Origin of the sequence: Thermolongibacillus altinsuensis (assembly GCF_004341205.1) — a bacterium.
In the GTDB taxonomy this organism is placed as follows: Bacteria; Bacillota; Bacilli; order Bacillales; family Anoxybacillaceae; genus Thermolongibacillus; species Thermolongibacillus altinsuensis.
Window position 1 is genome coordinate 104,960 of the sequence record NZ_SLUL01000006.1, and the last position, 14,190, is coordinate 119,149.

A 14,190-nucleotide genomic window follows, 5' to 3' on the forward strand; every position below is an offset into this window, starting at 1 on the left:
AAAAGCTGTCTCTAGAAAAGACAGCTTATTTTATAATATTCGATAGCGCATGAGCAAATGCCTGTTTCCATTCATCTTGCGCTTGTTTTAGCTGCTCGATTTGTTCCTCTGACCATTGTTCTTTTACTTGTTCATACGTATTATGCAACGCTTCCGAAATTTTTAATAGATCCATCATCCGCTACCACCTCGCATCAAACATCACTTTTCAATAATAGTTACATTGTATGCGCAAATATCTCCATTTATTCATAACGAGGTGGACGCGGTCCCCAAAACTGATAATATTGTGTTTCAATAAAACCGTTAAACAACTTTCTCCGTTTCGTTGCTTTTTTGCCATAAAGACTTTCGAATTGTCGGTGAGACGTAAGAATATAAATCGACCATGTATCTAACGATGCGAATGTCTTTCCCATGTCTTGATACATTTGTTCTACTTCTTTTCGCTCTCCTAATCGCTCGCTATAAGGCGGGTTGCCAACAATCACACCATACTGTTTTTGTGTTCGAAAATCTTTTACTTGCATTTGCTTAAATGTGATAAGATCGCTCAGCCCCGCCTCCCGAGCGTTCATTTTTGCCATCTCCACCATACGGTGATCAATGTCAAATCCAGAAATATCGAGAGGTTCATCATAACGAGCTAAATCTTCCGCTTCTTCTCTTGCTTCTTCCCATAGACGTTTTCCAATCCAATCCCACTGCTCTGATACAAAATCACGGTTAAAGCCTGGAGCGATGTTTTGACCGATTAACGCAGCTTCAATCGGAATGGTTCCTGAACCGCAAAACGGATCGACAAACGGTCGATTGGGCGTCCAATTCGTCAGTTGAACTAATGCAGCAGCTAACGTTTCTTTCAAAGGTGCTTCCCCTTGTTTTATGCGATACCCTCGTTTATGTAACCCTGCACCGCTCGTATCGATCGTCAACGTGGCAATATCTTTATGCAAAGCGACCTCAATCCGAAAGAGGGGGCCTGTTTCTTCAAACCATGAAACGCGATAACGTTGTTTCAAGTTTTCCACAACTGCTTTTTTGACGATCGCTTGACAGTCGGACACGCTAAAAAGCTTCGATTTTACCGATTTTCCGATAACAGGAAATTGTGCATGAACCGGAATAAAATCTGCCCAAGGAAGCGCCCTTGTTTGTTCGAATAGTTCTTCAAACGTAGTTGCTTGAAATTCCCCTATTTTCAATTTTACTCGATCGGCTGTGCGCAACCATAAATTTGCACGGCAGATCGCTCGTTCATCCGCTGAAAATGTCACTTTTCCATTCTCAACTTGACAATCATAACCGAGTTTTCTGATTTCATCTGCAACGACAGACTCAAGTCCCATCGCCGCTGTCGCAATGAGTGTTATTTTTCCCATTATCTTTTTCACCTTACTTTTTTGTTTCTGTATTTATATTTTTTGTTTCTGTATTTATATAGGTATTCCACTCACACAAAAAAACTTGTAACTCTTCCAAAGGCATTGGTTTAGAAACATAATATCCTTGCACAAAATCACATTGTTGTTTCTCCAAAAATTGATATTGTTTTTGCGTTTCGACTCCTTCAGCAACGACACGCAAATGAAGGCTATGGGCCATTGTAATGATCGCCGTCACAATCGCTGCATCGCCTTCATACTTTGATAAATTGCGGATAAAAGATTGGTCGATTTTCAAAATATCGATCGGAAATTTATGCAAATAACTTAATGAAGAAAAACCTGTACCAAAATCATCAATGGCAATTTTAAAACCGAGCTGCTTTAATTTGACGAGTTTATCAATCGATTGACGAGCGTTAGGCATCACGGTGCTTTCCGTTAGCTCTAACTTAATCGAACGCGGATGAACATTCATTTTCTCCGTAATCATCGAAACCTTTTTCACAAAATCACCTTGTTGAAAATGGACAGCGGAAATATTAATTCCCATTTTCAACTGCTGATCAAACTGGTGCAATATTTTTAAATCTTGACAGGCTTGTTTCAATACCCATTCACTGATCGGGATAATTAATCCTGTTTCCTCTGCTAACGGAATAAATTGTAATGGAGAAATAAAGCCGATATCCGGTTGATTCCAACGCAATAACGCTTCAACAGCATATATTTTCTTTGTTTTTATGTCCATTTGCGGCTGATAATATAACACGAATTCCTGGCGTTCGATCGCTTTCCGCAAATAGTTTTCAAGTACAATAATCTCACCGTTTCCGTCTAGTTCTTTATGATATACTTCAAAATGATTTCGTCCGCTTTTTTTCGCTTTTCGCATCGCCCGATCGGCATTGCGTAAAAGCGTTTCGACATCGTTTCCGTCATTTGGATAAAAACTGATGCCGATGCTGGTTGAAATATATACTTCTTTCCCATCAATCGAAAACGGTGCTTTTAACATTTCAATAATGTTTTCTGCTACTCGAACCGCCTCACGCAAATGTTTTAAATTCGGTAAAATAATGACGAATTCATCACTACCGATGCGTGCAATCGTATCTTTGGTTTTTAATATTTGTTTTAATCGACTAGCTACCTTTTTTAGCAACAAATCGCCGCTGTGGTGACCTAGCTCATCATTAATGTACTTAAATCGATCTAAATCGAGAAATAGAACAGCAAATTGTTGTTGATGACGACGTGAAGTTTCAATTAAATTTTCTAACCGTTTTTTAAATAGTTGGCGATTTGGTATGTTTGTCAATAAATCGTAATTTGCTAATTTTGTTAATTGTTCTATCGTCCGTTTGTGATGCGTAATATCAGAAAAAATAGCGACATAATTGGTCGTTTCGCCTCGTTCATTTTTGACCGCTTTAATCGTTAACCATTCAACGAATATCTCACCGTTTTTCCGTTTATTCCAAATTTCCCCTTTCCACATCCCTTTTTCTTGAAGATCGTTCCACATTTGACGATAAAAGATGTGATCATGCAAGCCAGATTGAAGAATATTTGGATTTTTCCCGATCACTTCTTCAAGCGTATACCCCGTCACCGTTTCAAAAGCAGGGTTTGTTAAAAGAATATTCCCTTGCGCATCTGTAATAATAATTCCCTCATCTGTATGCTCAATAATCGCTGCAACGATCTCTGAAAACATGGATGTTTGTGACAAGGCCGATGGTATCTCCTGCACGAATAGCTCCCCCTTATTGCCGAAAATAAAAAACTCTCCTGATCGAGCAGGAGAGTTTTTTATTTTGAATGATTTGCATTCCGCTCACATTAATAATGTTCTGTAAGCCATGTTCTGTACCGTCGTACTGCAAACGGCTTTCGCCTCGTACTCCGGCGGTAATCATCTATCTACAGGCAAACGCCTGTCCTTCTCTCCGTTCATTTCCTTCGAGAAGGTGCCCCTACCATGATTTGGGTTTCTCGCTCGTGGGGTTTACCGCGTTCCACCTCTAAGGTTTCCCTTAGAGCTGCGTCACTGTGGCACTTTCAGGGTAATCGAACCATATCCCAATGGGACTTAGGTTCTTTCCCCGCCGTCAGCCCAGCATGCTGCCAGACTGCCCTAGCTTATGGTTTCGCTAGGCACGAACACTACGGGCATCTCAGCACCGTGCGAGCATGGACTTTCCTCTACGATGCATACGCATCGCAGCGATTACCCGAACATTATTAATGTGAGCATAAGATAGTATATACAAAACGAATAAATGAATCAATAGGAAATCATGTAAAAAATCATTCGTACAACTTGTTTCCAAACACATGTTTTTCTAGGTTGGATAATCGTTGCAAAATATCAAAATTCGTTGTTCCTGCTTGCGATGGTTGGCGTTTTTGCGCCTCCTGCAATTGGCGCTTTAAACGCATATTCTCTTGTTGCAACTGCTCGATCTCTTGATGAAACGTCTCATAGTCTTTAATAATTAAATCAAGAAATTGATCCACTTCGTCTTGGTTATATCCTCTCATGCTTATTTTAAATTCTTTTTCAAGAATGTCTTTTGCCGTCAAGTTAATTCGGTCTGAAAGCACATTAGCTCACCTCAAATCATCAGGTCCATGTCTATGTCTATTTTTCCAGAAAAAACGGCGATTGTCAATTTACCTAAAGAAGAATTACAGTCAATTTTTCGAACGAATTTCGACAGATGCCTCACAGAAAAAAACCGAAGGCTAACACCTTCGGTTAAAAGCGCCCAGGAAACGGTCCAAATCCTGGACAGTGTACATGCTGATGGGATACATCGCTCACTACTGATTGCGTATGCGGAAAATAATGTTGGTGTTGATATAAATGATGGTTCACATATGTCGTATGCGATGGATGAATATGTGGTACAATCGTCATTTGCGCATGATGCTGTGCACAACACTGTGTCGGATGAACAATCGGTGCTAAAACGTGCGGTCGATAGTGCATGTTCATACCCCTTTCTTCATAAAGTTTTCCTACACTAACAACCTATGAAAAAAGGGGTGTACATGTACTAATACAAACACCTATTTTACATGAACGTATAGACGCTATGCTTAAAATTCGTTAAAACCACTGCGATTAAACCGACAATAACAAAAAATAAGTATAAAATTTTTTTACTCACCGCTCTTCTCTCCGTTTGCTTATTTATTCACTCACAAATCACTATTCTACATTCTTCTACACGTTTCTACAAGAAGGGAAAACATTGTCAAATTGTGCGCTTGCCAAGGAAATAATCATAGAAATGATTCCTGCCTTTCCATCTTTCTCCTATCCCAAATGTGTTATAATAAAATATGAAGGGGGATCTATTTCTATAAGGAGGAGACTGCATGTCAAAATGTTTATTCCATTCGCTTTTAAAAAATGAAAAAGGTGCTATTCAATTATTTCGCAGTAAAAAAGAAAAAGAGAAAAATACGTCTTCTTCAGTTACTTCAGAAGTTCCATCCGCACACGTAACATCGTATTATCGTCAGCTTACATCTGGAAAAGAAAAAGACAAAGTATTTTTGATCGGTCTAACCGTCGAAGATTTACAACGTTTAGCAAGCATTCGACCGCTTTTTGAAAAACATGTTTATAAAATTGTTGATACGTTTTATGACCGCATCGGCAAAATGCCACATTTAGTGCAAATTATAAATAATCATTCGACCATTGATCGTCTCAAACAAACGTTGCGCGCTTATTTAATGGATATGGTTTCAGGTGAAATTGGTGAACAATATGTTTTGCGCCGTAAAGTCATCGGTAACGTACATAATCGCATTGACTTATTCCCAGAATGGTACCTCGGTGCCTATGCCATTATTCAAAGTGAAGTGTTACGGATGCTTATGAAAGAATTGCCGCCTCACGAAGCAACAGAGGTGTATGACTCATTTTTAAAACTTTGTTCATTTGATATGCAAATTGCCATTGAAACATACATTGAATCATATACATCGTCGATGATGAAATTGAATGAAATCGAAGAACTCCAACATCGTTTAACAGAATCTTCAATGACGCTTGCTTCAAGTGCAGAAGAAACAACCGCTTCCATTATCGACTGCAAGAAAATTGTAAAAACGATGTTAGATGAAATTAACGCCTTTCAAAAAGAATCGAGCGAAATGGTTGAAAAAGCGGAAAACGGAAAAAATGATGTTGCTCGCACATTAACGAAACTAGATGATGTCGTCCAACTAATCGAAGGAACAAAAGCGCTCACCGCTGAATTGGCAGATAGTTCAGGAAAAATCGGCGAAATCGTCAATACCATTCGTAACATTTCCAATCAAACAAACATCCTTTCTTTGAATGCAAACATCGAAGCGGCACGTGCCGGTGAACACGGAAAAGGATTTGCGGTCGTCGCTAATGAAGTTCGTAAACTAGCTGCTCAAACAGAACAATCGCTCGACTACATTCACAATCATATTCAAATTGTTCAAGAAACGATTCGTAAATTTGAAACCGCTTTCCAACGTATCGTTCAAGAAACAAGCGCTTTTCGCGAAGCAAATGAAAGCATCATGCTCGTCTTCGAGGAATCGGTTGCAAGTGTAAAATCAAACAGCGAAAAAATCGATAAATTTTCTTCGTTTGTCGAAGACTTCCAACAAACATTTGATGAAATCGCAAAAGCATCTCATCAAATTGCCGAAATGGCCGAACAATTGAACTATTTAAATAACGAACTGACAGAAAAATTTAAAAAATAAACTCCTCGATATTAAGGAAACAACAGGCACATTTCCATGATCGGCGCGTCTACTCCAGTTAAAAACATTTTATCAAACTGTAAATTAGATCAATTGGTCGATGTGAAATAAGCGACTTCCATGTTGGAAGTCGCTTATTTTATGTAAATCTATATAGACTGAAAAGCACTCTTTTTCATTATATTACTATTGCATAAATATTATTATTTCGATATGATTTTAATTGACAATTTTGAAAAATAAGACACAACAAAGGGGTGGGACACACCATGGTATTAACTTCTGTCATCATTTATATGGCGGGAATGCTTTTAATTGGTTATTGGGCGTATAAACGTACTTCCAATCTTTCAGATTACATGCTCGGCGGACGTACATTAGGCCCAGCTGTGACGGCATTAAGTGCCGGGGCTTCCGATATGAGCGGTTGGCTTTTAATGGGGCTTCCAGGTGCGATGTATGCACAAGGCATAAGCGCGGCATGGATTGTTATTGGTTTGACGCTTGGTGCTTATGTAAACTGGTTATACGTTGCACCGCGTTTACGTGTGTATACAGAGGTCGCGAATAACTCCATCACCATTCCAGAATTTTTAGAAAATCGCTTTGGCGACCATTCCAAACTATTACGTTTAATTTCCGGCCTTGTTATTATGATTTTCTTCACATTCTATGTATCTTCCGGTCTCGTATCTGGAGCGGTATTATTTAAAAACTCCTTTGGTTTTGACTATCATACCGGTCTTTGGATTGTTGGAGGCGTAGTTGTTGCCTATACGCTTTTTGGCGGATTTTTAGCGGTAAGTTGGACAGACTTCGTTCAAGGCTTAATCATGTTTATTGCGTTAATTCTCGTTCCTGTCGTTACGCTTTTCCATACGGGTGGAGTTGGCGATACAGTTGCAACGATTCGCGATATTGATCCAGATCTTTTAGACCTATTTAAAGGAACAAGTTTCCTTGGTATCATTTCACTTTTCGCATGGGGACTCGGTTATTTCGGTCAACCTCACATTATTGTCCGCTTTATGGCGATCACCTCAGTAAAAGAAATGAAGAGCGCTCGCCGTATCGGCATGGGCTGGATGATTTTCTCTATTGTTGGAGCGATGCTTACAGGATTTTTTGGAATCGCTTACTATGCGAACAAAGGGCTTAAACTTGACGACCCTGAAACGGTGTTTATTAAACTCGGCGAAATTTTATTCCATCCACTTATTACCGGTTTCTTGCTTGCAGCTATTTTAGCAGCGATTATGAGTACGATTTCTTCACAATTGCTTGTAACATCCAGCTCTTTAACAGAAGATTTATACAAAGTGTTATTCCGTCGTTCCGCTTCTGATAAGGAACTCGTTTTTGTTGGTCGTCTTTCTGTTTTAATCGTAGCAATCGTAGCGACGGCACTTGCTTACGAACAAAACGATACGATTTTAAGGCTTGTTGGTTACGCGTGGGCTGGATTCGGTGCATCATTCGGACCTGTCATCTTGTTAAGCTTAGGCTGGAAGCGCATGACAAAATGGGGCGCACTTGCTGGTATGATTGCCGGTGCGAGCACGGTAATCATTTGGACACAATTTGACTACTTGAAAAACCTCTTATATGAAATGATTCCAGGTTTTGCTGCAAGCTTGCTTGCGATTGTCATTGTAAGTTTAATAACAAAACAACCGTCTGACAAAGTGCTTGAGCATTTTGATCAATTTAAGAAATCTTTATCATAAAAACCCTTCTCATAACGAGAAGGGTTTTTATGATACCTTTTGCAATTCTTCTCCTAAAAATTTTGCTAACTCCAACATGCCATATTTCCCCGCTGCCGCTTCCGCATCAGAATTGTAATTGGTGTTCGTGTTCACATCGTACGTAAAAATGTTTCCTTGTTCATCGCGAATAAACTCAATGCCAGCGACATCAACTTGATTTTCTGCCAAGAACCGTTCGTATTTTTCAATAATCGGATCATCAAATCCATCAATACTTTGCGACCGTGGCGTTCCAGCCAAGCAAGCACCGCCTCCGTCAATTCGGGAGCAAATCGATGTCCGCGCGTATGCGATGACGCGCTCATGCGATTATAAAATACTCCTTCTGGTGGAGTGGTTGTTAAATCAACGACCCCTTTGTCTAAATGCCATTCTTCATAAGGGAGCCCAAGCTCATCTAATCTTCTCGTTAAATGAATCGTCCATTCTGTGTTTTCGTGGATAATGTAAATCTTTTTCATCGCTGTATAGCCTCCATTTTCTGTGAGTATAAACTTATTATACAATGGTAACTTATTTTAAAGTTGTCTGACGAGGTGTCTTATTTAAACACAGTTTAATAATAATATAAATTGTATTTATCAGAAATATTTTATATTTTAAAAAACTATTTACAAATATATTTATCTTGTATATATTAAAAACGATCAAGCGGATTTTTTAGAAAAATCAATATTACCAAACATTATTTTTTACAACATTACAACAAAATGTAAACGCTTTACTTTTTGATCTTTTCTAAAATACTTTTGGAGGGAATCATATGCAGAACACCACTTCTAACAAGGAACTACATCGAGGATTAGAGGAAAGACATATTACGCTTATGTCCCTCGGCGCAGCTATTGGAGTTGGATTATTTCTTGGTTCCGGATCCGCTATTAAACTAGCAGGGCCAGCAATTTTACTAGCCTATGCCGTCGGTGGACTTGTCATGTTCTTTATTATGCGCGCACTTGGAGAAATGGCCATTGAAAACCCTGTCGCCGGCTCATTCAGCCGCTATGCACGCGATTATTTAGGTCCTCTTGCCGGCTATTTAACAGGTTGGAACTATTGGTTTTTATGGGTTATCACTTGTATGGCGGAAATTACAGCTGCCGGAATTTATATGCAATATTGGTTTCCAGACACTCCGCAATGGATTTGGGCGTTAGCTGCCTTAGTCATGATGACTACTGTTAACTTCCTTGCTGTAAAAGCATACGGAGAGCTAGAGTTTTGGTTTGCTCTGATTAAAATTATAACCATTTTATTTATGATTTTTGTCGGCATCGGCATGATTGTCTTCGGCTTCGGTAACGGAGGCGTTGCAACAGGAATCAGCAACCTTTGGGAACATGGAGGCTTTTTTGCAAACGGAATCACCGGAGTGTTAATGTCTCTGCAAATGGTCATGTTTGCTTACTTAGGAATTGAAATGATTGGCGTTACAGCCGGAGAAGTAAAAAATCCGCAAAAATCATTGTCTCGTGCGATTGACTCTGTATTCTGGCGCATTTTGATTTTCTATGTAGGTGCATTATTCGTGATCATGTCGATTTATCCATGGACAGAAATCGGCGAAAAAGGCAGCCCATTCGTACTTACATTCGAGAAAATTGGTATTCCTGCCGCTGCGGGAATTATTAACTTTGTCGTCTTAACAGCCGCTCTTTCTTCATGCAATAGCGGGATCTTCAGTACAGGACGCATGTTATTTAACTTGGCGCAACAAGGCGAAGCTCCGCAGCAATACGCTAAGTTAACGAAAAGCGGAGTACCTGGTACAGCGATCCTCGCTTCCGCAGGAGCGTTATTAATCGGTGTTTGCATGAACTACGTCGTTCCTGAGAAAGTATTTACATGGGTGACAAGTATCGCTACATTTGGTGCCGTTTGGACTTGGGCGATTATCCTATTGTCGCAAATTCGTTTCCGCAAACGCTTAAGCGCGGAGCAACAAAAACGATTAAAATACAAAATGCCATTATTCCCATACAGCTCGTATGTAGCACTTGCATTTTTAATCGGTGTTGTCGGTCTTATGGCGTACTTCCCTGATACAAGAATCGCTCTCATTGTCGGGCCGATTTGGTATGCGATTTTAATCGCGTTCTATTACATCAAAGGACTGCATAAACGCAACAAACCATTCGCTCAAGAAAACAAAAAAATTAGCTAATGAAAAGGACAGACGGCGTCTGTCCTTTCTTATTGTCCAATAAAGTTTGGCTGACGCTTTTCTAGAAACGCGCGAATTCCTTCGGCGTGATCTTTTGTTTGGCGCATCTTTTTCTGATTCTTCGTTTCTAAATCAAGCGTTTGGATAAGTTTTTCCTCACTTAATTGAACATAAATTTGTTTCGTTGCGATCATCGCTTGAATAGGTTTATTCAACCACTCTTTCACTTTGTTTTCAATTGTATTCGCATTTGCAATCTCATCAATTAAACCTAGTTGTAACGCTTCTTCGGCCGTCATTACTTTTCCTTCCCAAATGACTTGTTTAGCCTTCGCCTCCCCTAGTCTTTTTTCTAGAAAGAAGTGCCCGCCACCATCAGGAATTAATCCGATCCCGATGAAATTCATGGCTAAACGCGCCTCTTCCGTTGCTATAATGTAGTCGCATGCCAATGCTAGGCTAAAACCTAATCCAGCGGCAGGACCATGGAGATAACTGATTGTTAACTTTGGCAAACGGTATAAAGTCATGATTAATTGCTTGATCGTTTCCATGATTTTTGTGAATGAATATTCATTCGTTGATTGCAACATGGATTTAATATCTCCTCCTGACGAAAATCCCCTTCCTTTTCCTTTTATTAACAAAATAGCAACATCGCTTTCTTCAACGATTTTTAATTTATCCAAAAGTTCTGCTAACATTTGCTCATTCAGTGCATTTAACGTTTCAGGACGATTCAGTTCAAGCGTAGCTACTCGATCCTCAATAGTTAAAAGTACATGCTCCATTTTATTTTCCTCCTTTACACTTTTCGTGATTTCACCATTAAATTCATCATTTTGATCAAAAAATCCTGTTTATTTAAAATATTTTTTTAAAAAAATATATAAATTTTTAATTATTTCTGATTTATTTTACAAAACTTACTTTTAAAAATAATATTGACTATGTTTTCATTTAATTTTAAAATCGTTACATCTCATTAATTATTTTTTTAAAAATTTTTTCAAAAAAATTAAAAAAGTTTTAAGGAGGAAGATGTATGCAAGCAACTTTAGAAGCACAGCAAACAGAAGAAAAAGCAGCGAAAAAAAAGCATCCTCCCGGCTTATATTTATTGTTTTTCACCGAAATGTGGGAGCGATTTAGCTATTATGGAATGCGCGCTATTTTGGTTCTCTACTTGACAACTGCTTTTGTAAGCGGCGGTCTAGGAATGTCTGAAGCAGCAGCAATGAGTTTATACGGATTTTTTACAGGAGCCGTCTATTGGACACCAATTGTGGGTGGATATTTGTCTGACCGTTTTTTAGGCAGAAGACTTGCCATTACAATCGGCGGAATAGCAATGGCGCTTGGAAACTTTGTGCTTTTTGCCATGCATAGTAAAATGGGCTTATATATTGGCCTTGCCCTTCTCATTATCGGAAATGGCTTTTTTAAACCGAACATTTCCACACTCGTTGGTGAATTATACGAACCAAACGACAAACGTCGAGACGCTGCATTCACAATTTTCTACATGGGAATTAACTTAGGTGCTTTCTTTGCTCCGCTTGTGGTTGGATTTTTAGCTGAGGACTTGTTTAAAACAACGTTCAATGGCGTTGTCCAATATGGATTTAAATACGGCTTTTTAGCAGCAGCAATCGGTATGGTCATCGGACAATTGATTTTTAACATATTCGGTCCACGCTATCTTGGTGAAATTGGAAAAAAACCAGTTGGAAAACAACAGAAGTCCGCACAAACAATTCAGACAAATCAAAAATTAACGAAAGAAGAAAAACGGAGAACAACGGCCATTCTTATTCTCGCTTGCTTCGTCATTTTCTTCTGGGCTGGATTTGAACAAGCAGGAAGTTCATTAACTCTTTATACTGACAAATTTGTCGACAAAACGGTTGGAGGTTGGGAAGTTCCAACTTCATGGTTCCAATCATTAAATCCGCTCTTTATCGTTATTTTAGCGCCGGTTTTATCCGCACTATGGATTAAATTAGCAAACTCGAAGCGCGGTGACTTGCCAATTCCAGCAAAAATGGCGCTCGGTATGATCTTGCTCGGTTTAGGATTTGTCGTACTCATTCCTGCCGTATTACAAACAGGCAGCGATGAACAACAAATTGTTGAAAAAGCAAATGTATTGTTTATTGTATTCACCTATTTCCTCCATACGCTCGGTGAACTTTGCTTATCACCGGTTGGTTTGTCAATGGTGAGCAAATTAGCGCCTGTGAAATTAGCTTCCTTATTGATGGGAGTTTGGCTTGCTGGTGTAGGGGTAGCAAACGTTTTAGCTGGACAATTAGCAGCATTTACTGAATCATTAGGTTTCTTCCAAGTATTTAGTTTAATTGGCGCATTAACAATCGGACTTGGTATCGTTTTACTTCTTCTCACCAAACCATTAATGCGCTTGATGGATTAAAGGTGTCTCGTCGTGAGACGCCTTTTTTTATTTCCACTATGTTCCGCGATACAAGATCCCCTCATTGAGAAAGATAAAGAAAAAAGGAGTGAGAACACAAATGAGAATTTTTCTTCTTTTCATCATTTTTTTATTGCTCACTCCCCGTTTGGTTGATGCTCCAACATTTTCTTCAGGCAAGCGAATAGAACCGAATAAAAAAATAGAGAAGGAGCATGTTCAAGAATCACCCCTTCTCTTTCCTTTACCTTTACTTGAACGAAAAACGAAAACGAAGCCCATTACCTTTTTGTTGATTGGGAACGATGCGCATCTGAAAGAAAAAGCTCGAAGCGATACCATAATCGTTGCCCGATACAATCCAGAACATCGTTCCATTCATCTCGTTTCATTTATGCGTGATATTTATGTTGAGATTCCGACTTATCGTCATCGTTCTCACAAACTAAATACCGCTTATTTTTTAGGTGGTGAAACGTTATTAAAAAAGGCATTAAAACATAATTTTGATCTCGACATTGATTACACCATTTCTGTTGATTTTAACGGTTTTGCTAAGTTGGTGGATCTCATCGCCCCAAACGGAATTAAAGTAAACGTAAGCGAAAAAATCGTAAATGACCGACGAATGAACGTTGCCCCCGGTCAACAATATTTAAAAGGTCAAGATTTGCTTTCTTATGTTCGCTTTCGCCATGATGCCGAAAGCGACTTTGGACGCGTTCAGCGTCAACAAGAAGTGCTTTTATTGTTAAAAAAGGAACTGGAGAAACAAATGAGTTCATGGGAAGGGATTCGTAAGCTCCCATTCGTTATTCAACACAGTTTTCAACATGTTCAAACGGATGTACCGCTTTCAGAAATGTTGATCATGGCGAACGATCTTTCGCATGTTCAAACGGTCAAAACGCTGCGCATTCCTGTAAGCAGAAGTTTCAAAAATGAACGAGTTCCGCGTGCAGGCGCTGTCTTGAAAATCGATATGTTAAAAAATAAGCAGGCTTTGCAAACATTTTTCAATTCTGATGTTTCGCATGAATGACATGTGCATATAAACGCTTCGTTTTTTCTGTAATATGATCCGCATGACAAATTTCCGAGATCACGGCAATTCCATCTGCACCTGCACGAATCACATCAGCCGCCGTTTGTTCGGTAATTCCGCCAATGGCGACGAGCGGAGCATCAATTTTGTTTTCGCGAAGATATTGAATCATTTCTATCCCGCATGCCGCTTTTGCATCTTCTTTCGATTTCGTTGGAAAAATAGGGCCTAATCCGAGGTAATCTGCTCCATCAGCAAGAGCGGCTTGCGCTTCTTTCAAGTTATGAACAGATACACCTAGTATCTTATTTCCAATTTTATCCCTAACGCGTTTCGCTGCTTCATCTTCTTGTCCGACATGAACGCCGTCTGCTTCTAATGATAAAGCTAAATCAACATCATCATTAACGATAAACGGAATATGATGTAAACGACAACGTTCGAATAATTTTTCTGCTAAACGATATTTCTCTAAACCCGTTAACGCTCCTTTTCCTTTTTCACGAAATTGAAAAATCGTAATGCCTCCTTGAATGGCCTCATCTAACACATCAAGCGGATCTTTTTTGCAGTCTACGCTTCCCATGACAAAATACAAGGAAAGAAAGTCACGAACATCGCTCATC

12 protein-coding genes, 1 other RNA gene and 1 pseudogene are annotated in these 14,190 nt (G+C 39.2%); 5 read left to right on the forward strand and 9 right to left on the reverse strand.

The genetic code is table 11. The features are described from left to right. Positions 1 to 25 precede the first annotated feature (25 nt). The 6 genes from EDD69_RS15305 to EDD69_RS07355 form a co-directional block, all read right to left on the reverse strand. Positions 26 to 175 (reverse strand): hypothetical protein, encoded by a 150-nt coding sequence (locus EDD69_RS15305; RefSeq protein ID WP_165871747.1) that lies wholly within the window; start codon positions 173 to 175, stop codon positions 26 to 28. A 70-nt stretch (positions 176 to 245) separates the two neighbouring features. Then, positions 246 to 1,382 carry a THUMP domain-containing class I SAM-dependent RNA methyltransferase gene (locus tag EDD69_RS07335; protein ID WP_132948308.1) on the reverse strand — a complete coding sequence of 379 codons (1,137 nt, stop codon included), beginning with the start codon at positions 1,380 to 1,382 and terminating at the stop codon, positions 246 to 248. Between the two features lie 13 nt (positions 1,383 to 1,395). Beyond that, positions 1,396 to 3,141: a putative bifunctional diguanylate cyclase/phosphodiesterase gene (locus EDD69_RS07340; protein WP_424565343.1), complete on the reverse strand. Its 1,746-nt coding sequence runs from the start codon at positions 3,139 to 3,141 to the stop codon at positions 1,396 to 1,398. A gap of 98 nt (positions 3,142 to 3,239) precedes the next feature. Next, positions 3,240 to 3,630: RNase P RNA component class B (gene rnpB / locus EDD69_RS07345), an RNA gene on the reverse strand. Positions 3,631 to 3,698: 68 nt separating this feature from the next. Beyond that, positions 3,699 to 3,995: a cell division regulator GpsB gene (gene gpsB, locus EDD69_RS07350; protein ID WP_132948309.1), complete on the reverse strand. Its 297-nt coding sequence runs from the start codon at positions 3,993 to 3,995 to the stop codon at positions 3,699 to 3,701. A gap of 154 nt (positions 3,996 to 4,149) precedes the next feature. Further along, positions 4,150 to 4,383: a CotD family spore coat protein gene (locus EDD69_RS07355; protein ID WP_132948310.1), complete on the reverse strand. Its 234-nt coding sequence runs from the start codon at positions 4,381 to 4,383 to the stop codon at positions 4,150 to 4,152. 392 nt (positions 4,384 to 4,775) lie between these two features. Between EDD69_RS07355 and EDD69_RS07360 the strand changes: the two genes are divergently transcribed. Together EDD69_RS07360 and putP are read left to right on the forward strand one after the other, a co-directional pair. Continuing rightward, positions 4,776 to 6,152, forward strand: coding sequence for a globin-coupled sensor protein (locus EDD69_RS07360; RefSeq protein WP_132948311.1), 1,377 nt, complete (start codon positions 4,776 to 4,778; stop codon positions 6,150 to 6,152). A gap of 269 nt (positions 6,153 to 6,421) precedes the next feature. Beyond that, the gene (gene putP / locus EDD69_RS07365; protein ID WP_132948312.1) at positions 6,422 to 7,879 is read left to right on the forward strand and encodes a sodium/proline symporter PutP; all 1,458 of its coding nucleotides are present in this window, start codon (positions 6,422 to 6,424) and stop codon (positions 7,877 to 7,879) included. A 27-nt stretch (positions 7,880 to 7,906) separates the two neighbouring features. Here the strand turns inward: putP and EDD69_RS07370 are convergent. Then, positions 7,907 to 8,382 (reverse strand): annotated as a pseudogene (locus tag EDD69_RS07370) (hypothetical protein). Between the two features lie 302 nt (positions 8,383 to 8,684). On the opposite strand from EDD69_RS07370, the gene alaP reads away from it, so the two are divergent. Further along, positions 8,685 to 10,085, forward strand: coding sequence for an alanine permease AlaP (gene alaP, locus EDD69_RS07375; protein WP_132948313.1), 1,401 nt, complete (start codon positions 8,685 to 8,687; stop codon positions 10,083 to 10,085). 29 nt (positions 10,086 to 10,114) lie between these two features. Here the strand turns inward: alaP and EDD69_RS07380 are convergent, their stop codons facing one another. Next, complete coding sequence (locus EDD69_RS07380) at positions 10,115 to 10,876, reverse strand: enoyl-CoA hydratase (RefSeq protein ID WP_132948314.1); 762 nt, start codon at positions 10,874 to 10,876, stop codon at positions 10,115 to 10,117. 254 nt (positions 10,877 to 11,130) lie between these two features. Here EDD69_RS07380 and EDD69_RS07385 point away from each other — a divergent pair, with 254 nt between their 5' ends. Continuing rightward, complete coding sequence (locus tag EDD69_RS07385) at positions 11,131 to 12,519, forward strand: peptide MFS transporter (protein ID WP_132948315.1); 1,389 nt, start codon at positions 11,131 to 11,133, stop codon at positions 12,517 to 12,519. Positions 12,520 to 12,619: 100 nt separating this feature from the next. Then, positions 12,620 to 13,561, forward strand: a complete 942-nt coding sequence (locus tag EDD69_RS07390) for an LCP family protein (RefSeq protein ID WP_132948316.1) — start codon at positions 12,620 to 12,622, stop codon at positions 13,559 to 13,561. Here the strand turns inward: EDD69_RS07390 and thiE are convergent. Next, positions 13,536 to 14,189, reverse strand: coding sequence for a thiamine phosphate synthase (gene thiE, locus EDD69_RS07395; protein WP_132948317.1), 654 nt, complete (start codon positions 14,187 to 14,189; stop codon positions 13,536 to 13,538). The genes EDD69_RS07390 and thiE overlap by 26 nt on opposite strands. Between the last annotated feature and the right edge of the window lies 1 nt (position 14,190).